This window comes from Sporomusa acidovorans, assembly GCF_900101845.1.
GTDB lineage: Bacteria > Bacillota > Negativicutes > Sporomusales > Sporomusaceae > Sporomusa > Sporomusa acidovorans.
In genome coordinates this window covers 29,028-53,626 of sequence record NZ_FNAM01000026.1, presented here as the reverse complement: position 1 = coordinate 53,626, position 24,599 = coordinate 29,028, and the positions used below count along the sequence as shown (strand labels likewise).

At 48.0% G+C, this 24,599-nt stretch carries 16 protein-coding genes and 2 tRNA genes; 12 read left to right on the top strand and 6 right to left on the bottom strand.

Annotation, left to right across the window (positions count from 1 at the left end):
- Positions 1-97 precede the first annotated feature (97 nt).
- Together BLR65_RS17285 and thiD are read left to right on the top strand one after the other, a co-directional pair.
- The gene (locus BLR65_RS17285; RefSeq protein WP_093795433.1) at positions 98-2,017 is read left to right on the top strand and encodes a putative bifunctional diguanylate cyclase/phosphodiesterase; all 1,920 of its coding nucleotides are present in this window, start codon (positions 98-100) and stop codon (positions 2,015-2,017) included.
- Between the two features lie 4 nt (positions 2,018-2,021).
- Positions 2,022-2,831, top strand: a complete 810-nt coding sequence (gene thiD / locus BLR65_RS17280) for a bifunctional hydroxymethylpyrimidine kinase/phosphomethylpyrimidine kinase (protein WP_093795432.1) — start codon at positions 2,022-2,024, stop codon at positions 2,829-2,831.
- Positions 2,832-2,839: 8 nt separating this feature from the next.
- On the opposite strand, the gene BLR65_RS17275 is transcribed toward thiD, so the two are convergent.
- Complete coding sequence (locus BLR65_RS17275; RefSeq protein ID WP_093795431.1) at positions 2,840-3,442, bottom strand: hypothetical protein; 603 nt, start codon at positions 3,440-3,442, stop codon at positions 2,840-2,842.
- Positions 3,443-3,613: 171 nt separating this feature from the next.
- Here BLR65_RS17275 and BLR65_RS17270 point away from each other — a divergent pair, with 171 nt between their 5' ends.
- From BLR65_RS17270 to addA, 7 genes are all read left to right on the top strand, one after another.
- Positions 3,614-4,837 carry a metallophosphoesterase gene (locus tag BLR65_RS17270; protein ID WP_093795430.1) on the top strand — a complete coding sequence of 408 codons (1,224 nt, stop codon included), beginning with the start codon at positions 3,614-3,616 and terminating at the stop codon, positions 4,835-4,837.
- Positions 4,834-5,349, top strand: a complete 516-nt coding sequence (locus tag BLR65_RS17265) for a mismatch-specific DNA-glycosylase (RefSeq protein WP_093795429.1) — start codon at positions 4,834-4,836, stop codon at positions 5,347-5,349. The genes BLR65_RS17270 and BLR65_RS17265 overlap by 4 nt, the downstream gene beginning before the upstream one ends.
- Before the next feature lie 164 nt (positions 5,350-5,513).
- Positions 5,514-6,290: a basic amino acid ABC transporter substrate-binding protein gene (locus BLR65_RS17260; RefSeq protein WP_093795459.1), complete on the top strand. Its 777-nt coding sequence runs from the start codon at positions 5,514-5,516 to the stop codon at positions 6,288-6,290.
- 198 nt (positions 6,291-6,488) lie between these two features.
- Entirely contained in the window at positions 6,489-7,628 is a 1,140-nt protein-coding gene (locus BLR65_RS17255) for an iron-containing alcohol dehydrogenase (RefSeq protein WP_093795428.1), read from the top strand.
- 102 nt (positions 7,629-7,730) lie between these two features.
- Positions 7,731-9,329 carry a diguanylate cyclase domain-containing protein gene (locus BLR65_RS17250; protein ID WP_093795427.1) on the top strand — a complete coding sequence of 533 codons (1,599 nt, stop codon included), beginning with the start codon at positions 7,731-7,733 and terminating at the stop codon, positions 9,327-9,329.
- Positions 9,319-12,795: a helicase-exonuclease AddAB subunit AddB gene (gene addB / locus BLR65_RS17245; protein ID WP_093795426.1), complete on the top strand. Its 3,477-nt coding sequence runs from the start codon at positions 9,319-9,321 to the stop codon at positions 12,793-12,795. The genes BLR65_RS17250 and addB overlap by 11 nt, the downstream gene beginning before the upstream one ends.
- Positions 12,795-16,556 carry a helicase-exonuclease AddAB subunit AddA gene (addA, locus tag BLR65_RS17240; RefSeq protein ID WP_093795425.1) on the top strand — a complete coding sequence of 1,254 codons (3,762 nt, stop codon included), beginning with the start codon at positions 12,795-12,797 and terminating at the stop codon, positions 16,554-16,556. The genes addB and addA overlap by 1 nt, the downstream gene beginning before the upstream one ends.
- 76 nt (positions 16,557-16,632) lie before the next feature.
- Here the strand turns inward: addA and BLR65_RS17235 are convergent, their stop codons facing one another.
- On the bottom strand, positions 16,633-17,520 hold the full coding sequence (locus BLR65_RS17235; RefSeq protein ID WP_093795424.1) for an LPP20 family lipoprotein: 888 nt from the start codon (positions 17,518-17,520) through the stop codon (positions 16,633-16,635).
- A 264-nt stretch (positions 17,521-17,784) separates the two neighbouring features.
- Positions 17,785-18,732, bottom strand: coding sequence for a magnesium transporter CorA family protein (locus BLR65_RS17230; RefSeq protein ID WP_093795423.1), 948 nt, complete (start codon positions 18,730-18,732; stop codon positions 17,785-17,787).
- 436 nt (positions 18,733-19,168) lie between these two features.
- Here BLR65_RS17230 and BLR65_RS17225 point away from each other — a divergent pair.
- Both BLR65_RS17225 and BLR65_RS17220 read left to right on the top strand, forming a co-directional pair.
- Positions 19,169-19,257: transfer RNA gene (locus BLR65_RS17225), tRNA-Ser, on the top strand.
- A 138-nt stretch (positions 19,258-19,395) separates the two neighbouring features.
- Positions 19,396-19,486, top strand: a tRNA-Ser gene (locus tag BLR65_RS17220).
- 89 nt (positions 19,487-19,575) lie between these two features.
- Here BLR65_RS17220 and BLR65_RS17215 read toward each other — a convergent pair.
- From BLR65_RS17215 to BLR65_RS17205, 3 genes are read right to left on the bottom strand one after another with little or no spacing between them, the layout of a single operon-like run.
- Positions 19,576-20,679: a GerAB/ArcD/ProY family transporter gene (locus BLR65_RS17215; protein WP_169717029.1), complete on the bottom strand. Its 1,104-nt coding sequence runs from the start codon at positions 20,677-20,679 to the stop codon at positions 19,576-19,578.
- Between the two features lie 19 nt (positions 20,680-20,698).
- A complete protein-coding gene (locus tag BLR65_RS17210; protein ID WP_093795421.1) occupies positions 20,699-21,871 on the bottom strand; it encodes a Ger(x)C family spore germination protein in 1,173 nt (390 codons plus the stop codon).
- A 5-nt stretch (positions 21,872-21,876) separates the two neighbouring features.
- Entirely contained in the window at positions 21,877-23,499 is a 1,623-nt protein-coding gene (locus tag BLR65_RS17205) for a spore germination protein (protein ID WP_093795420.1), read from the bottom strand.
- Between the two features lie 359 nt (positions 23,500-23,858).
- Here BLR65_RS17205 and BLR65_RS17200 point away from each other — a divergent pair, with 359 nt between their 5' ends.
- Positions 23,859-24,584 (top strand): amino acid ABC transporter ATP-binding protein, encoded by a 726-nt coding sequence (locus tag BLR65_RS17200; RefSeq protein ID WP_093795419.1) that lies wholly within the window; start codon positions 23,859-23,861, stop codon positions 24,582-24,584.
- Positions 24,585-24,599 lie beyond the last annotated feature (15 nt).

Below are 24,599 nucleotides of genomic sequence, written 5' to 3'. Positions count from 1 at the left end.
CACAATTTTCCCCCAAAAAACAATTTTGGTGTATAATAAATATATAGGTAAAAATTTGACATATTTCGACTGATTATCCTAGGGAAGTTGGTGTAGGATGTTAGGTGAGTTTCTTTCTTATATGAGCGGACTGGAGCAGTGGACGGCCAGTTTATGTACTGCTATTGTTATCCTTGGCGCTGCCGTTATTTATTTATTGGTAAGGGTCAAAACGTACAGGCGGACGGTCGGTCTATTGCAGCAGCAGAATGAAGAACTCGCAACAGTCCATGAGGAGCTTGCCGCTCAGGAGGAAGAACTTAGGCGCAATTATAATGAACTGTATCAAAGCGAAGAAATAATTCGACAGCATGATGAACTATTTCGGTTAGTTACCGAAGGATCAAATGACGGATTATGGCAATGGGATATTATTACGGATAGCAAGACCTTGTCGGAACGCGGCTGGAGCTTGCTTGGTTTGCCCGAAAAGGCCGTAACCACCAAGGAACAATGGAAAAAAGAACTGGTTCATCCGGAGGATCTGCCGCGCATGATGGCTGAACTGGAGAGTCATTTAAGCGCTCAAAAACCTTTTTACCATATCGAGTACCGGGTTAAGTCGGCAAGTGGCGCCTATCGATGGATTTTATCGCGGGGAAAAGCCTTGTTTGACGGTAGTGGCAAACCGGTGCGGATGGCGGGCTCTTATACGGATATTACCGACAGGAAATTTAAGGAAGAACGTATAAAACATATGGCCTATTATGATGCTTTGACCGGCCTTGCCAACCGGGAACGACTGAAAGAAATTGTTTCTGAAACCTTGCCTGCCGCGGCGAAGAATGGAAAGCAGGGGGCTATTATTTTTATTGATATTGATAATTTCAAGTTAATTAATGATACATATGGCCATTCCTGGGGTGATAAACTGCTTGTCAGTTTTAGCGTCAGGTTAGCAGCGCTGGTGGCTGAGGTTGGTATGGCTGCCCGTTTGGGTGGGGATGAAATTGTCGTTTTTTTACCTGCTATGGAGCGGGTTGAAGAAATAACCGCCTATGCCGGCAGGATCATGCAACTGCTGGAACAGCCATTTGCAGTCAACGGCCATATTTTTCACGTTACCGCCAGTGCCGGGATTGCTATTTATCCTGAACATGGCGATAATGTGGAAGAACTTTTACGAAACGCCGATATGGCCATGTATTCGGCTAAAACATCCGGCAAGCATACCTTTCGCTTTTTTGATAAATCCATGCATGACTTGATTGTTGAAAAAACACTGTTGGAAGCGCGGCTGCGCGAAGCGGTTCCGAATAAGGAACTAAAACTTTATTATCAACCGCAGTGTAATATGAAAATAGGACAGATGGAAGGGTTTGAAGCATTGCTCAGGTGGCAAAGCCCTGTTTATGGCATAGTTTCGCCTTTAAAGTTTATTCCGCTGGCGGAAGAGACCGGGTTGATTATTGCAATTGGTAAGTGGGTGCTAAAAGAGGCATGTGCTTTTTGCCAGGGACTGTATGTAGGCGGACAGGGAAGGCTGTGGGCGGCAGTAAATATTTCGGTAGTACAGCTTATTCAGGACAATTTTGTGCAATTGGTTGCCGATGTATTGGCGGAAACCGGTTTGCCGCCAGAATACCTTGAACTGGAAATAACGGAAAGTGTGCTAATGGAGCAATTTGAGGATAACATCCGCAAGTTGCAGGAACTTAGGCGTATGGGGGTCAGGATTGCGCTTGATGATTTTGGCAGTGGCTATTCATCATTAACTTACCTCAAAAAACTGCCGATCACAGCTTTGAAAATTGATAAAGCTTTTATTGAAGACATCACCTTTGGCGATACAAATACCGCGATTACCGGCAGCATCATTGAATTAGCGCATGAAATGGGTTTGGTTGTTGTTGCTGAGGGTGTTGAGACTAAGACGCAATTTTCCTATCTTAAGCAAAAAGACTGTGATATGATTCAGGGCTATTTTATTAGTCCGCCGCTGGCGGCGGAAGAATTTACAGCAAAACTGCGGGAGTGAGAGTATGAAAAATGTGTTGACAATCGCCGGCTCTGATTCAAGTGGTGGCGCGGGGATCCAGGCGGATCTTAAAACATTTGCCGCCCATGGCGTATTTGGCATGAGCGTTATTACCGCCGTTACCGCGCAAAATACACAAGGGGTATTTGCGGTCCAGGATATAACGCCGGCGATAATCGCCAGGCAAATCGACGCTGTTTTTGACGATATTGCGGTTGACGCCGTCAAAATCGGGATGGTGTCGCAAGCAGCAACCATTCAGGCGATTGCCGCCAAATTAAAAGAATATGCTGCCCCCAATATTATAGTGGACCCGGTTATGGTGTCATCCAAGGGCGATTATCATTTGTTAAGCCCTGATGCTGAAAACCTGTTAATACATGAATTATTGCCGCAGGCAATTCTGGTAACTCCCAATATTCCTGAAGCGGAAGTTATTGCCGGAAAAACCATTCGGACTTTGCCCGACATGGAGGCAGCAGCCAAAACGATTTGGGAGCTAGGGCCGCACAACGTGCTGATTAAAGGTGGCCATTTGGCTGGCGATTCAACCGATATTCTTTATGACGGCACGGCGTTTGCCTATTTTAGGGCCAGGCGGATTGCCACCAAAAATACACACGGCACCGGCTGCACATTATCTTCGGCCATTGCCGCTAACCTGGGACGGGGATTGTCAGTTGCCGAGGCGGTAGCAGCGGCAAAAGAATATATAACCACTGCCATTGAGCATTCGCTCAGTCTGGGCAAGGGTGCAGGTCCAACCCATCATTTTTACAGTTTGTATAAACGGGCCGGAATGCTTGAAGAATAGTTAAAGCCTTATATATGCCTGCGGCTTAACGGGCCGGTATAGCGAAAAACAGGACCGGTAACAGGCGGGGTAATTTCTGTTGTCAGTTCCTGTGTTGTCTCCAGGTCACTTGGTATAAAATCACTCTGCGTTGCCGGGGCGGGAGTTGCCGGCGGGGTTGGCGCTGCCGGTGGAGTTGGTGGCTTTGTCGGCGTTATTCCTTCCGGCGGCGGTCCAAAGCAGGAGTTATGGCAATTGCAGCCGAGCGCCTGGCGTATTATTTCAAGAATAAGGATTTGTTCGGCTGTAAGGCAAGGATCGTCTCCTAATTCGGTACAGCTGGTTAAGAGTCGAATGATGTCAACCGGTGCACAGGTTACGGCCAGGAACTGACTGCTAAAGGCTATTTTACAGCATAATAACTCCAGTAAAATGTCAATGAGCGTCCCAGCCCGGTCATAGCGGATAACAGCCCGCTCAAATATTTCAAAAGGCACATCAGGGGTGCGCTGAATTTCTTCAGCTGCGCCAACTAGCAGCCGGTAAGAGCTGACCAGTGAAGTAAAGCTGGGAATAACGGCAGTGATATCGGATAGTATGGTATTAATAATGGATGTTGTGTTGGTTGCCATGCAGAATCTCCCCCCTATAGATTACTCCTAGTATATGCAACAAGAAGTTGGCTGGCTAATCTAAGGAGATGTAAAATGGCCGGCCTTTTCTTTTGGGGAGTTATCCACTATACTAAAGATGGTTTGGGGAATAATGACAATCAAAGACCTGGAGGATAAACGGAGGCAGCTATGCAGCATGGGCCATCAATATATGCAACGGTGCTTGCTTTATTAATTCTATTGGGTATCATCTGGCTGGGCGAACGAGTTTTGGCCAAATGGCATCCGGTATACGCAGGCAAGAAGGTTAAAACCGGCTATCGGCTGACTACCGCTTTGGCGGTAATCACGCTGATTTTTAGTCGCTGGCTGCGGCCGGCGGATAGTTTTCCTGGTGTGTGGTTCAGATATTTGCTATACGCCGCCTATATATGGCTGGTCGGTTTAGTTTTTTTGCTGCTGGTCTTATTGCTGGGGCATACCATGCGGATACTGGCAAGGCGGCTTAGGCGAAAAGCTATTTTGCCACAGGCTGCGACCGGCCCGGCAAAAGCTGGTCAGGAACCCACTCTGACGCGGCGAAATTTTTTACAGGGTGCTTTAATGGCTGTTCCGGCCGTGCCATTTATGATAAGCACTTATGGCGTGATCGGCGGGGACAGCATCATTGTTGTCAACCGGCACACCCTGCTGTTTCCCCAACTGCCGCCGGCCCTGAATGGCTTTACCATAGCGCAAATCAGTGATACTCACATGGGAAATTTTTTTGGCATGGACAAGCTGGAGCGAGTACTGGCAATGGTAAAACGGGAACGGCCTGATTTGCTTGTTATTACCGGTGATCTGGTGGACGACCTGGGGTTATTGTCACCGCTTATTAATCGGTTAACTGCTTTCCACTCCGAACTGCTACAGGGTATCTTTTTTTGTTGGGGAAATCATGAATACTTCCGGGATATTAACCGTATTCGCCGGGCACTTGAGAGTAGTCCGGTCAAAGTGCTGGCAAATAGCCATCAAGTGCTGACAAACGGCCTTGTTCTGGCGGGAGTGGATTACCCATGGGGTAATAATAAGGGGGAACAGGAGGGGAAAAGACGCAGCTATTTCGCTCAGGCTATGCAAGGGATACCGGCCGATTCCTTCACTGTTTTTTTAACCCATCATCCCGATTTTCTTGATAACGCCTTCGCGGCGAAGGTACCTTTGTCGCTGGCCGGGCATACGCATGGCGGTCAGGTGGCTTTCGGGGGCGTGTCAATGCTGCCGGTGCAATATAAGTATATGCGGGGGATGTTCCGGCAAGACGGTTGCTACGGATATGTCAGTGTCGGCACAGGGCATTGGCTGCCACTACGCATTGGCTGTCCGGCGGAAATCAGTATTTTTACATTGAAGAAGGGAATGTCGTGAACCAAGTACCTGACATCATAGCTTCTAACCTAAAAATCCTGTTTATTGGCTTTAATCCCGGAAACCGGTCGGCAGAAACCGGGCATCATTTTGCCGGTTATTCCAATAAATTTTGGAAACTGCTGGCCGCGGCCGGCTTTACACCGTATCAATTTACGCCTGAGGAAGATGGGAAATTACTGAATCTGGGACTGGGTATTACCAACATTGTGGCCCGCCCCAGCCGGACTGCCGCGGAAATCAGTAAAGAGGAATATCAGGCCGGCAGGGTTATTTTACGGGAGAAGTTGTTGCGCTACAAGCCACAGGTAGCCTGTTTTGCCGGTGTGGGGGTGTACCGGGAGTTTTCCGGGCAATCCCGTGTTAGCTGCGGCCGGCAAGCAGTTGGTGTTGTTGCCGGCGTGAGCGACTTTGTTGTGCCGTCGCCCAGCGGCCTGACACGGATTGTATTTGCGGAGCAATTGGCCTATTATCAGGAACTTAAACGGCTTGTTGGCGCAAATGTCTTCTGAGAGTGTAAAATTTATGACACAATATTTAGAAAATCGAATAAGGCAGGCGCTTGGGCAAGCAAGTGCCTGCTTTTTGCTTAATTCGGCTGGTAGTACAGTTTGGCGGCTATAAGAAAACTGTGTATAATGATAAAAGATTATTGAACAGAAAAGAGGTACATAGTATGTTGAAGAAGTGGAGTGCCATTGCCGTTGTGGCCTTGTTGGCCCTGACTATGGGATTAGTGGGATGCGGCAGCAGCAAGTCTGAGCAGCCGGCGGCCAAAGTCCTCAAGGTAGGGGCTGAAGCTACTTTTCCTCCGTTTGAATTCCAAGACGAAAATAACAAAGACTATGTTGGGTTTGACGTGGATCTGATGAAAGCGATTGGCAAACAGATGGGGATGGAAGTGCAAATTGTCAATACCGGCTTTGACGGCCTCATTCCGGCGCTGGAAGGCAGTCAAATTGACGTAATTGCATCTGCCATGAGCATTACCGCCGAACGTGCCAACAAAGTTGCTTTTTCCAAACCTTACTATAAATCCGGATTATCCATTGTTGTAAAGGCAGACAATTCCACAATTAACAACTTTAAGGACCTGGAAGGCAAGCGGATTGCCGTCCAGATTGGTACAACCGGTGCGGAAAACGCTAAGAAAATTAAAGATGCCAAAGTACGTGAATTCAACAGCGCCTCTGAGGCTTATCTTGAACTCAAGGCCGGTGGCGCCGATGCCGTAGTCAATGATTTGCCGGTAAATGAATATTACCTGGCCAAAGGCGGCAGCAAAGATGCCAAGTTGGTCGGTGAAGTTCTTAACGCGGAGGAATATGGTATTGCCGTAGCGAAAAAAAATACCGAACTGGCGAACAAAATCAACAAGGCGTTAGATGAACTTAAACAGAATGGCGAGTATGCCAAAATATACGAAAAGTGGTTTGGGAAAAAGCCACAATAAGCGAAACCAAGGAAGCCTAAGAAAAGACTCATCTTGCCGATGGGTCTTTTCTTGCATTATCCGAAGATATAATTTTCTGTAAAATTTTGTAATGGGGAACAGATTAATATTGCAGTTTGGAGTATTCTTTTATATGATTAAAGAGAGCGTATATATGTTTGCCTTATTGAAACGATGCCCTAAAGGAGCTGTTGATAAGTGAAGAAAATAGTTTTGGGTGGTCAAGCCATTATTAGCGGCCGTGGCTCTATTGCCGAACTTAGCGATGTTGAGGCTAAGCGGGTATTTATCGTTACCGGTGGCGGCGCAATGCAGAAAAGCGGCGTAATTGCCAGGATAGTGGGTATTTTCAGTCATAAAGGCTGTGAGACCTATGTATATGAAGGAATTAGCAAAAATCCGGACAAACAGGCTGTCCTTGGCGGGCTGGCCAAGATGCGCGAGTTCAGACCCGACCTGTTAGTGGCAGTAGGCGGGGGGTCTCCTATTGACGCTGCCAAGGTTATGGCTCTGTTTTATGAATACCCGGAGCTCGATTTTGCCAAAGCTCAGGTAGGGGAGCTGCCTGATTGCCGTAAAAGGCTGATGTTTGTGGCCATTCCCTCCACCTCCGGTACAGGTGCGGAAGTAACCAAATCGGCGGTTATCACCTATCGGGAACTTAACCTGAAAATCGGGTTAAAAACGCCGGCGTTTATTCCTGACCTGGCAATACTGGATGCGGATATTACGATGACTATGCCGCCAAATGTAGTGGCCGAAACAGGGATGGACGCGCTGACTCATGCTGTTGAGGCGTATAGCAACCGGAGCCTGGATGATTTCAGCGAGGTATTGGCCAAAGGAGCGGTAGCCGGTTTGCTTAGCTGGCTGCCGGTTTCTTATCAGGAAAAAACAGTGGAAAGCAGGGAAAAGGTTCATCATTATCAATGTATTGCCGGTTTGGCTTTTGCCAATACCGGTCTAGGCATGGCCCATGGTATTGCCCATGCGCTAGGAGGCAAGTTTGACCTTGGTCATGGGCTGCTGAATGCAATTGCCCTCCCTTATGTGCTGGAGTATAATTCCCGGGAGGAATTTGTGGGTATGCGCCTCGATGAGCTGGCCCGCAGCATTGGCCGCAGCGGACGAAGTGAGTTTATTGCTGCTGTCAGGGAGCTAAACCGGCAGCTTGCCATTCCCCGCGGGCTGGCACAGATCGGTGTTAGCCGTGCGGCGCTGGAAGAGGGTTTTGACGAATTAATAGCCAACTGCCTTAAAGGGTCCACGCGGGTTAACCCGGTAGCCGTAACAACCGCCGACATGGAAATAATCATAAAGAAAATATATAACGGATAATCTTTAACGGTTTTTACCGGCAGGAAGCTATTTATCAGGCGGCGAATTAATAGCCGCACTGTGGGCATGCACCATAACCTCGGGGAAAGACAGGGATGAACTATGGATGATATCTATCGTCAGAATACCTATCTTAATACCTTGCATGATACCGCACTTACGCTTATGAATAATCTGGACACAAGGGAACTGCTTGAGAATATGGTGCTGAAAGCCGGAGAACTTGTCGGCACGCAAGATGGTTTTATTGCTTTGTTGAATGATGTTACCGGAAATTTCACACTTAAAGTGGCAGTAGGTTTTTATTCCGGGCTTATTGGGAAAAAAATTGTTCCCGGTGTAGGTGTTATTGGCCAGGTTATGGTTAGTGCCGAAACCTGCATTGTGAATCATTATAACCTGTGGCCCAACCGGGATCACGAAATAAAAGATACCACACTCAATGCGGTTATCGGGATTCCGCTGAAAGCCAATGGACAGTTGGTTGGAATTCTTGGCCTTGCATATCTTGATGATAAAATATTTGGCCAGGATGAGATAAATATACTAAGCCGGTTTGCCGACTTAGCCTCTATTGCGCTGGCCAATGCCAGACTTTATACGGCTTTGCAGCAGGAACTGGCAGAGCGTAAGCAAATTGAGAAAAAGCTGCGGTATATCAGCTATCATGATGCCTTAACCGGCCTCTATAACCGGACTTTTTTTAAACATGAAATGACCAGAATACAGTCTGACGGCAAAGGTCAGGTAGGAATTATTTTATGTGATGTCGATGGGCTGAAACTGATTAATGATACCCTGGGGCACGAACAAGGGGATTTGCTGCTGAATGCCGCGGCGCGGATTATCAAGGATAATGTGCGGCCAGCAGACATTGTCGCCCGCATTGGCGGCGATGAATTTGCCGTGTTGTTGACCAAGGCGGATCCCAAACTGTTAGAGGACGCTTGCGTCCAAATGCGCAGTGCCGTGGATACTGATAATGCCAGCCATCTCGAATTGCCGCTAAGTATGTCCATTGGCTATGCGGTTAGCGACCGGCAGGACATGATTAATATGAATGAACTGTTCCGGGAAGCCGATGACAGTATGTACCGGGAAAAACTTTGTCGAAGCCGCAAAAACCGGAGCGCTATTTTTCAAGCCCTGTTAAAGGCACTGGAAGCCCGGGATTTTATTACCGAAGGCCATGGTGACAGAATGCAGATGCTCACCGCAAAACTGGCCGTAGCCCTGGGGTGGTCGCAGCGCAGGATTGAGGATATCAAACTTTTGGCTCAACTTCACGATATCGGCAAGGTAGGTATCCCTGACAGGATTTTGTTTAAACAAGGTTATTTGACCCTTAAGGAACAGGTAGAGATGCAGCGACACGCCGATATCGGCTATCGCATTGCCCAGTCGGTTTCGGATCTTATCCCGATTTCCGATTTTATTTTAAAACATCATGAATGGTGGAACGGTAACGGTTATCCGCTTGGCTTGGCAGGTGAAGAAATTCCGTTGGAATGCCGGATGCTGGCGATTGCTGATGCCTACGACGCTATGACGAATGACCGGCCGTACCGCAAGGCAAGGTCGAACCGCGAAGCGGTTGCTGAACTGATGCGGCAGGCAGGACGCCAGTTTGACCCGAATCTTGTCACTCTGTTTTGCCAATTGGTAGATAAACTTTCTGGGAGGGACGGCTTTGAAGCTTAATTTTATTTTAGGACAAGCCGGGTATGGCAAGACTTGGAACTGTTTTAAGGAAATCTTGGCAAGGCTGGCCGAATCGCCTGATGGCCGGCCGCTTCTTTTTATTGTGCCCGAACAGGCTACCTATGAAGTTGAGCGGGCGCTGGCCGCAGCCTGTCCGGCACACGGTTATATGCGGGCCCATGTGTTGGGCTTTCGCCGGTTGGCCCACAGGGTACTCAATGAAACCGGCGGTGCCGCCAGTCCGCACATCTCCGAACTTGGCAAGCGCATGGTATTCAGCCGGTTATTAATGGAAAACAGGAATAACTTTAAGCTGCTTTCGCGGGCGGCGACGGAAAAAGGGTTTGCCGCAACCGTCGCCGGTTTAGTTAAGGAGTTTAAAACCTATGGTGTCGGACCGGCGGCAATTGATACGGTAGCCGCCCGGCAGGATTGTCAGAGCAATCAGGCACTAACGGCCAAAATGCAGGATTTGGCTCTGTTATACCAAGGATTTGAGGATTTCTTAGCCGGACGATATATTGATCCGGAGGATTACCTGAATTTACTGGCGGAGAAGATTCCCGAGGCGTCACTGCTGCGGCAGGCTGAAGTATGGATTGACGGTTTTACCTTTTTTACCCCACAGGAATATGCAGTCATAACGGCGATGCTTACTGCGGCACAAGCGGTGACTGTGACCCTATGCCTAAGCGACCCGGATGACCAGCTCCATTCCCAGGAGGAAGCGGTGTTTCACCGTCAATGGGAGACCTACCATAAATTGAACAAGCTGGCTTTAGACCTGCAGGCTGAGACTGGCGTGCAGGAATTAACGATACCTTATCGTTTTGCCAGCCCGGTGCTGCAAGTGATTGAACGGCAGTTTTTTGCTGCCAGAATTCTGGGGAACCCGGCCGATGCGGACAATGGTTTTACCTTGGCGGAAGCGGCTAACCGCCGGACGGAGGCGGAGGCTATCGCCCGTGAAATCATCAGACTGAGCCGGGAGGAAGGTCTCCGGTGGCGAGACATGGCCATTCTGATTCGTGACATGGACAGCTATGCAGAGTTAATGGCAACCGTACTGGCAGATTATGAGATACCGTTTTTCAGTGATAACAGCCGTCCGGCTGTGCACCATCCGCTGGCTGAGCTGGTGCGTTCGGCGTTTGACGTAGTACGGGAAAGATGGAGTTATGAGCCGGTTTTCCGTTGTTTAAAAACCGATTTATTTCCTGTTACACGCGATCAGGTGGATATTCTGGAAAATTATTGTCTCGAATTTGGCATTCGCGGGACGCGCTGGACAAGTCCTGAAGACTGGACATTCCGCCGCCGTTATTCATTGGCCGAGGATGAGTGGACAAGTGATGAGGCCGACGCAGCCGAACAGGAGTACCTGCGCCAGATTAATGCCATTCGCAGAGAGAGTACGGCGGCATTGGTCAGTCTGGCCGAAAAGCTGGCGCCGGCACTGAAGCAAAGCTTGCCGCCGCTGGCGCTTACCCAGGCGGTCTACGAATTTTTGCAAAACCTGCAAGTGGCAGATACACTGGCGGAGTGGGCGATAGCGGCCGAAACGGCCGGCGATCTGGACCAGGCCAGGGAGCATCAGCAAATGTGGCCAAAACTAATGGAAGTATTTGATCAGATTGTTGATACGTTTGCCGAACAGCCATTGACGCTTGAGGAATTTGCCGCTGTTGTTAGCGAAGGGATTGAAGGGACCACTCTCAGTTTGATTCCGCCGGGACTGGATTATGTAACCATTGCCGCCCTGGAACGGACGCGGCGGCTTACTATCAAGGCGGCTTTTATTCCCGGGGTGAATGACGGCGTATTGCCGCAGCGCCGCCGGGAAGAGGGTCTGCTGAACGATAGCGAGCGGGCGCTTTTAAAATCACTTGGTCTGGAACTTGGCAGTGGCGCCAGGGCTGATGTTTTTGCTGAGCAGTTTTTGGTTTACACGGCTCTCTCGCGGGCCAGCCGGTATCTGTGGATCAGTTATCCGCTGGCTGACGCCGAAGGCAAGGCCCTGGCGCCATCGCCTGTTGTCCGGCGTTTGAAAGAAATTACCGGCAGGAGGCCGTTGTCATTACCGGTTGAACCTCCGCCCGGCCGTGAAGCGGAATATCTCGCCCGGCCTAAACGGACGTTGGCTGCATTGGCCGGAGCCTTCCGGCTATATCGCGAAACCGGGCAGATCAGCCCGGCCTGGCGGGATGTCTATAACTGGGCCCTGGCACAGTCTGAGTTGCGGGAATCGCTTAAGGCCAGCCTGGCCGGGTTGTTTCATTATAACCAGCTAGCTCCCTTACAACGCGGCTTAGCACACCGTTTATATATAAAAAACGGTGTGCTGCGCGGCAGTGTAACCCGTTTTGAAGCTTTTCGGGCCTGTCCGTTCAAACATTTTGCTCAGTATGGGCTTGGCCTTAAAGAGCGGGCTGTTTATCAGTTGGCGGCTCCTGACCTGGGGCAGTTTTTACACGCTGTACTAAAGGTATTTGGCGATAGACTGGCCGCGGAAAATCAAAGCTGGGGTGCGCTTGCCGACAACGAGATCAGTAACCTGTGTGGCGACATTGTTGCGCAACTGGCACCCAAGCTGCAAAATGAAATTCTGCTCAGCAGCAAGCAGCATGAGCATTTGGTGATACGACTGACGCGCAGGGCTGTCCGGGCCGTAAGCCGTTTGGCTGCCTGGGACCGGGTCACCCAGTTTCATCCTGTTGCCTTTGAGCAGGCTTTTGGGCGAGGAGCGGATGCGCTGCCGCCGCTCCGTCTGACGCTGCCCGCAGCCATTTTAGAAGTGGCCGGGCAGATTGACCGCCTGGACATAACCAAACATAACGGTCAAAATTATGTGCTGGTTATTGACTATAAATCTGGCGGTGCCTGGCTTACGCTGGCAGAGGTCTACTATGGCCTTAAGCTGCAACTGTTGACATACCTGCTGGTCGCGGTTAGTGCCGGCCATGAGCCTGCCTGCCTGCCGGCGGGAATATTATATTACTTTCTGAAAAACCCTGTTATTGCGGGTACAACGTTGCTAGCTCCGGAACAAATTGAAAAAGGGGTCAACAGCCGTCTGAAAATGCCGGGCTGGCTGCTCGCCGATACGGCTATTGCCGGAAAACTGGACGGAACGTTACAGGGATGGTCGGAGTTTTTCAAAATCGCGTTAGGTAAGAACGGGTTTTATGAAAATTGTATGGATAAGCTTAAAACGGCAGAAGAGTTCCAATTGCTGTTATGTCATGTTAAGCAGGAGCTTATAGAGGTGGCGGCAGCTATCCTTGACGGCGAAAACGCAATCAGGCCTTACCGTTTGGGAAAAAGCACGCCTTGCGGCTACTGTGCCTTGCGGCCGGTATGCCAGTTTGACGGCAAGCTGCCGGAAAATGAGTATTTTACCTTGCCCAAACTTGCGGATGAAACCATTATGAATGAATTACGCCAACGGAAAGGAGGCGGAGAATAATGCAATGTTCTGCGGAGCAGCAAGCGGCGATTGAGACCCGTAATTGCAACCTGTTAGTAGCGGCCGCAGCCGGATCGGGCAAAACCTGGGTGCTGGTGGAGCGGATTATCAGCCGAATTATTGACCCTGAGGAAAGGCTCAGCGTGGACCGTCTGCTGGTTGTCACCTTTACCAACGCGGCGGCCAATGAGATGCGCAGCCGGATCGGCGAGGCCTTGAATGATGTGCTCAGGCAGCCTGAGCTAACCGATCCGGAACTGAGACGCCATGTTGAACGCCAGCTTGTACTGCTTAATGCCGCGAATATCTCTACCTTGCATGCCTTTTGCCAGAGTCTTGTGCGGCAGTACTTTTACCTGTTGGGTATTGAGCCAAATTTTCGCATTGCCAATGACACGGAGATAACGCTCATCAAAAGTGATGTTCTCGAAACGGTGTTTGAGCAAAGCTACTTGGAGGCTGACCCGGGTTTTATGACACTGATTGAGCATTATGGCGATGAGGATGGCGATAACTCGCTGGCAGGACTGGTGCTCAAGCTTTATGAGTTTTCCCGCAGCCATCCCTGGCCGGAGCAGTGGCTTGCCGGCTTGCCTAACGGTTTTGCGTTGCCGGCAGAGGCCGATTTTGATAACACTCCCTGGTCGGCGCTGGTACGCGATAAAATAGCGCTGGAGTGGGAGGAGGCCCGCCAATTGCTGCTGTCACTTATGGCGGAAGCGGGCAGACCCGGAAACCCGGCGGCCTATGCCCAGACTTTTGCCGAGGATATTCAGATTATGGACAATTTGCTGGCAGCGGCCCAAACATCCTGGATAGCTTTAGACCAAGCCCTGGCAGCGGTCAAATTTCCCCGGATTGCCTCAGTTGGCAAGGAAGTGCCCAAAGAAGTGAAGGATTATTTTCAGGGTGAGCGCAACAAGGCCAAAAGAAAGGTCGCAGAGGTTAAAACGGTTTATTTTGAACGTAGCGGCCAGGAACTGATTGCCGATTTGCGCCAGGTGGAGCCGCTGGTGGCTGCGTTGGTTCAACTTGTCCAAACCTTTGCCGGGCAGTATTCCCGGACAAAACAAGCCAAAGGCATTGTTGATTTTAACGACTTGGAGCATTTATGTCTGGCGGTATTGCGGTCGGCCGATTCCGGGCAGGGAGAAGGTACGCCTTCCACGGTAGCTGCTCAGCTTAAAACAAGATTTGCCGAAATCATGGTCGATGAGTATCAGGATATTAACCGCGTGCAGGAAGAGATTATCCGGCTTGTTGCCAATGATGACCAGCCCAACCTCTTCCTGGTGGGAGATGTCAAACAAAGTATTTACCGCTTCCGCCTTGCTGAGCCGGCCCTCTTTATGAGCAAATATGTTAGCTACCGGCGTGGCGAGCAGGCAGGTTGCCAGCGCATCGACCTAAGCAAAAACTTCCGCAGCCGGGCCGGAGTGCTGTATGCCGCTAACTTTCTGTTTGGTCAACTCATGACGGAACACACGGCCGAGCTTGATTATGGTCAGGCGGAGCAACTTAACCCCGGACCTGATTATCCGGCTTGTACCGGCACCAGCCTGGACGGACCGGTTGAACTGATTATGATTGACCGGGATAAGGATGAAACGGAGCGTCCGCTCACGGATGACGAAACAGCCGGCAGCCAGGATGCGGAGGAGGAAAGCGAAAATCAGCCGCCGCCTGCTGCTGCCGGTATAACCGAAGAGGAACTCAGTGCCTTTGAACAGGAGGCCGTTGTGATTGCCCGGCGAATCCGGGAGTTGATGAACGGCGGCTATCAGGTGTTTGATAAACAGCAGGGCGGCTATCGGCCTCTAATGTACCGGGATATTGTTATCCTGCTGCGTTCGGTGCAGGGCAAGGCGCAGGCAGTGCAAGACCGGCTGCGGCATGACGGGATTCCCTGTTATGCAGAATTGGACACCGGTTATTTTGCCGAAACCGAGATAGCGATTATGCTGGCATTGCTGCAGGTTATTGACAATCCTCAGCAGGATATTCCGCTGGCAGCGGTGCTGCGCTCGCCTTTACTCGGCTTAGCTGGTGATGAATTGGCCGAAATCCGGTTGTGTCAGGAACAGGGCAGCTTGTGGACGGCGGTCCAGACATACGGTCAGACGCCGGCAGTTTCCCATACGGTCCGGGAGTTTCTGGATAAACTGGCGGTCTGGCGTAATCTGGCCCGGCGCAAGGGTGTAGCGGATCTTATTTGGCGGATTTATCAGGATACCGGCTATTATGATTATGTGGGAGGGATGCCGGGAGGGCTTTTGCGTCAGGCTAACCTGCGGGCGCTGTATGATCGTGCCCGGCAGTACGAGGCTACCAACTTTCGGGGGTTATTCCGTTTTTTGCGGTTTATTGAGCGGCTGAAAAACAAGGAATCCGATTTATCGGTTGCCCGGGCGTTAGGCGAGAGCGAAGATGTTGTCAGGGTAATGAGCATTCATAAAAGCAAAGGGCTTGAGTTTCCGGTAGTCATTGTCGCCGACATGGGGAAAAATTTCAATCTGATGGATACGACGGCGCTGGTACTGTGCCATAAGGAGTTGGGAGTCGGTCCTTATGTTACCATGCCTGAGCTTAGGTTCCGGTACCCGACACCGGCCCGCTGGGGCATTGCCCATAAAATTGAATTGGAGACCAAGGCGGAGGAGCAGCGGATTCTTTATGTAGCGCTGACACGGGCAAGAGAAAAACTCATCTTGGTCGGCTCGGCCAAGAAGCTGGCCCGGCGCTGTACCGCCTGGTGCCGCTCGGTCGGGGAACTGTCGGCAAAATTGCCGGCAAGTCAGGTTATAAAAGCCAGAAGCTATCTGGATTGGGTTGGCATGGCAGTTGCTCGCCACCTGGATGGTGCGCTGATTCGTCAGTATGGCGGGTGTGACGATCAGCCGGTAACAAATCTGGCCGGGAACCAGTCCGCCTGGAATGTAACGATCATCAAAGCGCCGGACCTTCAGTCCGCGGAAGCGTCAAGCGAGGCAGACGGTGAGTTATTGGCAGCCGTCCGGCAACTGGAACCGGTTGCCGGCGGCACAGATACAAAATGGGTGAGTGACCGCTTAAACTGGCAATATCCATGCAGCGCTGCGGTAAGTAAACCGGCAAAACTGTCGGTCTCCGAAATTAAACGTCGTCTTGAACTGGTAGAACGGGATGAGGCCGAAACCGTATTTGCGCCTAAGCCGTCAACCGTGCATGTCCGTCCCCGCTTCCTGCAGGCCACATCTAAGCTGACCCCGGTAGAATACGGGGTAATGCTGCATACGGTTATGCAGCATATTGACCTTGCCGGTGAGCTTTCTGAAAAGGCCGTTACCGAGCAGATCAGTGCCTTGGAAATTCGCCGGATTTTGCCGGTCGGTCAGGCGGCGGCCGTCGATATTGATTTAATCCGTGCCTTTTTTTCTTCGCCGCTTGGCCGGCGGTTAACCGGAGCCAAACAGGTGTGGCGGGAAATGCCTTTTAGTCTGCTGCTGCCGGCCGAACGATTTTATGCGGATTTGCAGGGTTGTGGGGAGCAAATTTTTGTCCAGGGGATTATTGACTGCCTGTTCGCGGAGGATGATGGCTTAGTGCTGATTGATTATAAAACCGATCATGGTATTTCGCCGCGGGAACTGGTTGACAGGTATGCGGCACAATTAAGCATGTATTCGCTGGCCATTGAACGGATTCTTGGCCGGCCGGTCAAAGAACAATATATTTATGCCTTTGGTCTGGGCCGGGAAATTAAACTGGAAGCTTTGGGGTAAGAAGGTTATTGGTGCCGGGCTAATAAAAGAGACTTTTGAAAACCTGAGTTCTCAAAAGTCTCTTTAAAGGTTATTATTAATACTGTTTTACGCAAACCATAGCTTTAGTGAGAAAGTTGTTTTGTGCATTAGCGGCCAGGATGGTGTCGGCATCTGCCTGGCTGATAATAATGTTGATATTGTTGTCGCGCAACCCGAGCGCCTTTACAACAATGGGGTTGTCACCGGCGCGGGACTGGCCGAGTTCAACGGCTCTGATATCTTCGGGAGTGCACATATAGTCAATCATGCCGTGTGCTACGACATAGTCGGGATTCAAATTCATATGGCCGTAAATGGGACGGCCGCTGTCGTCATAGATAACCGGTGACATGGCTCTAATGAGCGGCAGGCCGGTGACGTCGATGACTAAACCGGTATAAACGGGCAGATCTACCGGGGTATAGGCGGTGGAAGGAGCAGAAAAGGAAAGTGGCGCAGCCGGTTTGGCCGCATAATTAATGGTTTGAGCCAGGCCGCCCTGTCCGTAGAGGTTGATGCGCAGCGTTACTTGATAAGTGCCGTCGGCAAGTGGCTGCTCGTCAACAATTTTTGCTCCGCGGATCATGCCGGATAATTGGGTTTTTACAATATCGCTCGTAATTTCATAGTTTTGTACGGTGGATTCGGCGTCTATCTTAACCCCTTCAACTGTTTCCAGCAGGTTGCGCTGCGCGTCGACAATAGCCGCCCGTCTGGCCATAAGCCGGGCCTGCGCCGGGGATTTGGCCATTCTTGAGGGGACGCCGAAGCCGGTTGCTTCAACAAAGCTCTGATCCCAATCGATATAGCCATGGGCATTTACCTGATCAACGGCTGTTGCCGCCGGTTTAACAGTGGTTACACTCACCGCACCGGCAAACATTGGCAGGCTGGCGAGAAGCATGGTACAGGCAGTGAGATAAACAAAAGCCTTTTTAAACATAGGACCCTCCTTGGGAAATTAGTGTGTAGTTGTCCTGGTGGTGATTTTGCTACTGGTGCAACGGTTTTTTACGGCCCGTTTAGTTCTTATACTAATATAATTCATTTCGTGTTAAAGAAATTGTCTTTAATATGCTTTATATATTTAAGTAATTCGCCTGCTAGCACTAATTTCCTGCTCTGGGAAAATTCAATGACAAATTCTTTAAAAATTCAACAAAAAAACAGAAACCCGAGTTACCAGGTTTCTGCGTATTGCCGTTAGCTAAAACATGCCTTTGCGCCACAGGCCAAAGGCGCTAAGCGCGGTAATAACTGCGGCAAACAATAAGGTGGTCGTAAAGCCGCCATTTTGACCAAAGGGTACGTCAACATTCATTCCCATAAAACTGGATACCATTGTTGGGATGGCCAAAATAATTGTCATCGATGCCAAAAATTTCATAACCCGGTTGAGGTTATTTGATATAATAGAGGTAAACGTATCCATCATTCCGTTCATAATACGGCTATACATTTCAACCATTTCGATGGCCTGTTTATTTTCAATAATAACATCTTCCAACAGGTCTTCATCTTCCTCATACATTTTAATCAAATGTTGTACATGGCTGGTAGAGCGCAGCCGCAGGAGCTTTTCCAGAACGATGCCGTTCGAGCGCAGCGATGCGGCAAAGTAGGTTAAGCCTTTCTGCAACTCCAGCAGTTCAAAAATTTCTTCGTTTTGCATGGAACGGCGCAGGTAGCGCTCAAGTTCGTCAGTGCGGCGATTAATCTGCTTTAAATATTTCAAATATAAAGTAGCTGATTTATAGAGAATTTGGAAAAGGAATCTGGTTTTCTTAAAAGTGCTGAAAGTCCGGTGATTTTCAGGCTTAAAATCCGCTAAAACCTCATTGCCTTCCAGGCAGACGGTAATCATGTGCTCGGTAGTCAGCACAATGCCTAAAGGCAAGGCATCATAACTGTCATGACCGCGCAGGACGGGAATATTGGTGATAACAAGCATATGGTTTTCTTCCAGCTCGATACGGGAGCGTTCTTCTTCGTCTAAGGCCGCTTTGAGAAAATCAAGCGGGCTGCCGGTCACGACCGCTACCTGCTCCAGTTCCTGGGGCGTAGGGTTGATTAGATTAAACCAGGCTCCCCGTTCCAGCGTTTGCAGTGTAAGTTCATAAAGTTGTGTACAGTTGCTGCGATATATTTTTAGCATAATGCTCCCCCCTATTTTTATTGGGGGAAATGCAATAGCATACCTAATCAGCCGAGTAACCCTGTAGTCAAATTCACGTAATCACGTGTGCCCGGATAATCTCGGTGAAAAAAATGGAATATTCCCCCTAAATTTTATTAAATTACACAATAAACACCCACTAGGTCGGTCTACATCCATCTATCTCACCTGCCTTTTAAATATTAATGATTATCTTATAATATCTCTATAAAGAATATAATTCTGTTTACTTTAATAGTCAACCCTTTTGCGCAAAAATTAATCTGTTTTTTTATTTTATATTTTTAGTGTATTTAGTCTATACTATTCTACTGAATAGTAATCGGTCCACCGGAACGCCAGGGTATTTTTACCTCAGGGACATTTGTTGACAAGCCCTGTTGCCGTTTGCTATAATACTTAATGTGCCGATTACGGAGGGGTGTCCGAGTGGTTTATGGAGCTGGTCTTGAAAACCAGTGATCCTGCAAGGGACCGTGGGTTCGAATCCCACCCCCTCCGCCATAAGCAGCGAACCAAGTTCTCACGAGTGATAAGCGAAATGAGAACTTGTGTGAGTCGCTTAGTTCCGAGCGGTAGTGAGGAACATCTCTATAATTGACTTAGGACAAGGTATTTGCTATAATTTAACCAGTATGACACGGAGTGGTACTCAAGTGGCTGAAGAGGACGGTTTGCTAAATCGTTAGGGGGTGCAAGCCCCGCCTGGGTTCAAATCCCAGCCACTCCGCCAACATAAAAACAGCTGTTTACCGAAAGGTAAACAGCTGTTTTTATGCATATTGAAGGTGCTTAGATACAAAGAGTGTGATTGGATAGTTTTTAGGCTTTGGTAAAGTCTGTTTTCCCGGAAATAATTTTTTTCAAAAAAAACGTTGTCAGCACAATGACTGGAATACCAAACATAAAAATTAAGTTGATATAAGGTATGTATTCCATGATATTAAATACGACAACAGATGTAAGAATATTTGATTTTAAAGCAGCTATAAATATTATTGTGATCATGGGAATAATGAGAACCTTACGCCGCGAAAGTCCAAATATCTGGACTATGCTGATTGTTGATAAATATAGTAATAGGGAAATCTTTAAAAACATACCGATATTCCATGCGGCAACAATAAGAAATTCAATGCGTGTAATAAAATCATAGATGCTTATTTGTTTTATAAAGAGATAATACGGATCAAATGTTTTTTTCGCAAGATCCAGTCCTAAGCCGGCCAAGGTTGGAACGATAATGATCAACGAGAATACGGTAACAATGATCGCGGCCCAGAAAAGAATCGTAGTTGGCTTTCCTTTTTTGCTAATAGACGGAACCAGCATAGCTAGAACCACAATTTCATTCATTCTGGCTGCCGTGTTAAAGGCCCGAAAATTGATCTCCGAAAAAGAAGAGTCAGCTAATATTGGCAAAAACACTCTGAAATCCATATCTGGTATTTGCAGCACTGCATAAAAAGCAATAACGGCTAAAACTTGCGGGGCAAAAAGCTCCGCCGCGCGAGTAATAACTTCCAGACCCTTGAATACACCATAGCCACAAGTGATTAAGGCGAGAGCGATAATTGCGTAGTCAGGGGTTTCAGGAAAATTTATCGGCTTAATAATGTTATCAAACAAGGACAAATCGATTATGGCGATAAATAGAAAAAAAACTGTATATAAAACACCGAGCGCTTTACCGATCCATTTGCCGGCTATGATTGTTAAATACTCGATGATTGTCAATTGAGCAAACTGCTTACTTAAGAATAATAACGGAGCACATAAGAGTGGAAGATAGAACAGCGCGAGAATTTCTGTAATCCATACATCCTGGTTGAAAAATTTAAACCATAATAGCACGATTGCTATGCGGTTAAAACTGAGTAACAGGATAACTTGTAATGGCGATACTTTCTCTAATTTTAATGTCAATTTGAATGCTGGCCCCTTTTTATTCCTTCGCAGGGAATGTTGATTTTCCCGTTTTTGTTATCTTTGTCTGACTCTCTACTTCAATGGCTGCGTGCGAGAACAATTCATCCCAGTTGTCCTGAATGATCTTCCATTCATGAGGGTACTTGCGGTGGACTATCTGACCAAAGCCGAAGATATCAGAATGATATTCTGTCTGAACTTTTAGCAGAGTATGTTCCACTTCCTTATTAATGGCTTCCGCGGCTGCCTGCTCCAGTATGGCAACGATTTCGATCATATCTTTATCTTGTAAACTAGTCGTTTGTTCATCCAGCATACCAACCATGTTTATCTTTACTTTGATTTTTATATCATTGTCAGTAATTTCTACATCATTTTTGCTGTCAGCTTTTAATATTTCTATAGAGGCATTCCCGTTGCTATTAGGGATAGGGAAAGTAACAATACCGCTAACCACTTTGCCGATTACCAAATTATATCCTCTTGTTTCCTGACCATCCAGAAATCCTACTAACCTGTCTTTTAAAAAGACAGCAGAGCCTTCAGGGGTCAATTCATATTCTTCGTCCTTAGATCCGGTTTTGTTTTTCCTTACTTTTCTTAGTACCGTAACCACTGGGTTTTTGCCTTTGTCAAGATAGGCTTTTAAGAAGTCGATTATTTTGGAATCGACACTTTTGGAGTGAATTTTATATTGTTTAATTAAATCTTCAAGATAATTTGAGGGAATGGTATTGACTCCGCTGGCAATGCCCATGATATCACTGACGGAATCGTCTTTTACAATCACTAAATGCATTGTCAATCTCATTTCATGATCCCGTAAAATCTGGTCAAGATGCGTTGCTAACCCGTTTTGGGCAATTTCTTCACTAAATAAAAAGGCTTTTGTGTGCGAATAGAACATTCTGCGGTCAAACCGCAGCGGGGCGCTTCGGTATGTATCCATCAGCGTTTTGCCGTTAGTTTGTATGTATTTGACGGGTGCTTCGCCTTTCTCTCCGCCCTTGCCAGGTTTTTCAGGCTTAATGATTTCGAATGTACTTTTAATGCCGTTTTTATCAAGATCAACACCTACTATGCCGACAATGGCCAGAGTATTTAACTCACGGCGATTCCAGCAGCCAGTTAGCGGTAAAACGAACAATAGTATTAGAGTTATTGAAAGTATTCTTGTGCGTAGCATCATGAAGTTTACCCCCGTCTTTGCAGATTATCTTTTTCAATAGCTTTTGGCCTCTTTCTCATGGCCCATAGGGGAAATCTTAAAATGAAATCTGTAAGTACTCCGTGATCAGAAGGTGCCAGCGGGGATGTGTAGGAAACGCCGCAGGAGCGCAGCGAAACTGCATGCATGACAACGATAATGATCCCGCAAACAATGCCATATAGGCCCATTACAGTGCCGGCTGTTAAGAATAAAAACCGGTAAATCATGATGGCTTCCGATAAGGCCGGTACAATAAAGCCGGTTACGCCGGTAGCGGCGATTACAATAACTACAGGAGCGCTTACAAGGCCGGCGTTTACCGCACTTTCGCCAACAATTAATGCGCCGACAATACTAATTGCCGAGCCTACTGCCCGGGGAAGCCGGATTCCTGATTCACGGAGATACTCATAAAAGACTAGCATAATAAACATTTCGGCTCCTGCCGGAAAAGGTATATCCGAGCTTGAGCCGGCCATGCGTAATAGCAAAATTGTGGGAATCATTTCCTGATGATAAGTCTGTAGAGCGACATATAAGCCGGGGAGGAAGATGCTGGTGAATAGAGCCAGAAACCGGATAATTCGCCAAGCAGAGGCCATGAGGGGACGCATATAGTAATCTTCAGCAGTTTGCAGTGTTTCGATGAACAAATGAGGGACTGTGAGTACATGGGGGGTGCCATCGCAAAATATGGCGACCCGACCTTCGAGAATTTTGGCGGCAAGAATATCAGGTTTTTGGGTATTGGCAACCGTAGCCAAAATCGAAAACGGGCTGTCCTCGACAAATTGCTCAATATACCCAGTTTCTAGTATAGAATCTGTATTAATTTTGTTTAGCCGCTTTCTTACCTCATCGAGAACTGCCCGGTTTACAACACCGTCAATATACGCGATGGCAATGCTGGTTTTTGTTTGTTTGCCGATACTTAGATTCTCAAACACCAAATTAGGGTTCTTTATTTTACGGCGTAATAAGCTGGTATTTGTTCTGATATTTTCAATGAACCCTTCACGGGGTCCCCTAATAACCGATTCGGTATCAGGTTCAGCGACTGCTCTTTTTTCCCAACCTTTGGACTCAATGAGCAGGGCCGCAGCCACTCCGTCAACGAACATGGCCGCATTGCCGTTTAATACATCATCAATAATTGCCGACATGATTTTAACTTCCTGCACGCTAACTGAGGCAAGCAAGCCTTTTAAAGTCTTCGGATTAAGAAGTGTATTTGGCGGCAGATTTTGCGATTTCGTGATAAATGAATTGATCACGTCGCGCCCTAAAATTTCTTTGTTGACTAATCCGTCGATATACACAATTAGAACTTTTATGCCTGATAGGGTAACAAATTGGGAGAATGTCACGTCACCGCTTTTCTTGAATGTGTTTTCCAAAAAGGTTTTATTAGCAGCTACGGTTGGAAAGACAGTAGTAGCTTTTGTTTCTCTCAGTTTGGCAATGATATGTGATATTTCATCTGCGATTTTTTCACTTTCAATGGTCAGTTGTCTAAGTGAGTATAGTTTTTTCTTGACCACAGCCTGTGAAGCTTCCGGTATAATGGTTGAAAGCTTACAAATGTTTAAACGTTTTTTTTCTATCATCAACGCCCACCGCCTGTATACAACCTGCAATACTTTAGTATTATACGAAACTGTTTTTTTTACTCAGTGCTGACCCCTGAGTAAACAGCCGTTTTTAGGCCAATCAAATTTTTTTATAGGATATTGCCGGTTGGCGGTTTTTGTAGTACAATAAAATACATAGCAGAGTAGAATCTCTGTAGGATAAGCAATGTCGCTTATAGGAGTTATCATCCTATAAGCTTTTTTATTTCTTCTACTATTGTTTTCCACGAAGCTAATAGTTATGTAGCAAAGCCGCTATCACTCCCTGTATTTTTATATGGATTGGGGAGTAGAGCGGCTTTTTTACTTGAATCCCAAGGAAAGGAAGGATGTAATTGATAACATTGCAGGCAGTCAATAAGCATTTTGGCAGTCACCATGTTTTAAAAGACATTACTATTACCGTAAAAGCAGGCGAAAAGGTGGTGATTATCGGCCCCAGCGGTTCCGGCAAGAGTACGATGATCCGCTGTATGAATTTGCTGGAAAGACCCAGCAGCGGCACGGTGACGGTAAATGGTGTTGATCTTACCGCCCCCAAAGCTCCTGTCAGCAAGGTGAGGGAATCGGTTGCCATGGTATTTCAGCAGTTTAATTTATATCCTCATAAAACAGTGTTGGAGAATCTGACGCTGGCACCGACGCTGATCAAGGGTGTTCCCAAGGCGGAGGCCGTTGAATCCGGCCTGGCGTTTTTGGAGCGGGTCGGCCTCAAGGATAAGGCCAACGTCTACCCGGCCCAGTTGTCAGGCGGACAGCAGCAGCGGGTGGCAATTGCCCGGGCCCTCAACATGCGTCCGCAGATTATGCTGTTTGATGAACCGACTTCGGCCCTTGACCCTGAGATGATTAAGGAAGTGCTTGACGTTATGGTTGATCTTGCCAACGAGGGGATTACCATGGTGGTGGTCACGCATGAAATGGGCTTTGCCCGCAGGGTGGCCGACCGGGTTATCTTTATGGATGACGGGCGTATTCTGGAACAAGGTTCACCGGAACATTTCTTTCAAAATCCCGAGCATGAACGAACCAAGTTATTTTTAAGTCGGATACTACATTAAAAATGGAGGGAATAC

What these genes read in the sequence shown, in the direction of transcription:
- BLR65_RS17275 (WP_093795431.1), bottom strand. Translation starts at nt 3,442, where the DNA reads ATGGCAACCAACACAACATCCATTATTAATACCATACTATCCGATATC.
- BLR65_RS17210 (WP_093795421.1), bottom strand. Translation starts at nt 21,871, where the DNA reads ATGATGCTACGCACAAGAATACTTTCAATAACTCTAATACTATTGTTC.
- thiD (WP_093795432.1), top strand. Translation starts at nt 2,022, where the DNA reads ATGAAAAATGTGTTGACAATCGCCGGCTCTGATTCAAGTGGTGGCGCG.
- BLR65_RS17205 (WP_093795420.1), bottom strand. Translation starts at nt 23,499, where the DNA reads ATGATAGAAAAAAAACGTTTAAACATTTGTAAGCTTTCAACCATTATA.
- BLR65_RS17285 (WP_093795433.1), top strand. Translation starts at nt 98, where the DNA reads ATGTTAGGTGAGTTTCTTTCTTATATGAGCGGACTGGAGCAGTGGACG.
- BLR65_RS17270 (WP_093795430.1), top strand. Translation starts at nt 3,614, where the DNA reads ATGCAGCATGGGCCATCAATATATGCAACGGTGCTTGCTTTATTAATT.
- BLR65_RS17235 (WP_093795424.1), bottom strand. Translation starts at nt 17,520, where the DNA reads ATGTTTAAAAAGGCTTTTGTTTATCTCACTGCCTGTACCATGCTTCTC.
- BLR65_RS17260 (WP_093795459.1), top strand. Translation starts at nt 5,514, where the DNA reads ATGTTGAAGAAGTGGAGTGCCATTGCCGTTGTGGCCTTGTTGGCCCTG.
- BLR65_RS17250 (WP_093795427.1), top strand. Translation starts at nt 7,731, where the DNA reads ATGGATGATATCTATCGTCAGAATACCTATCTTAATACCTTGCATGAT.
- addA (WP_093795425.1), top strand. Translation starts at nt 12,795, where the DNA reads ATGCAATGTTCTGCGGAGCAGCAAGCGGCGATTGAGACCCGTAATTGC.
- BLR65_RS17230 (WP_093795423.1), bottom strand. Translation starts at nt 18,732, where the DNA reads ATGCTAAAAATATATCGCAGCAACTGTACACAACTTTATGAACTTACA.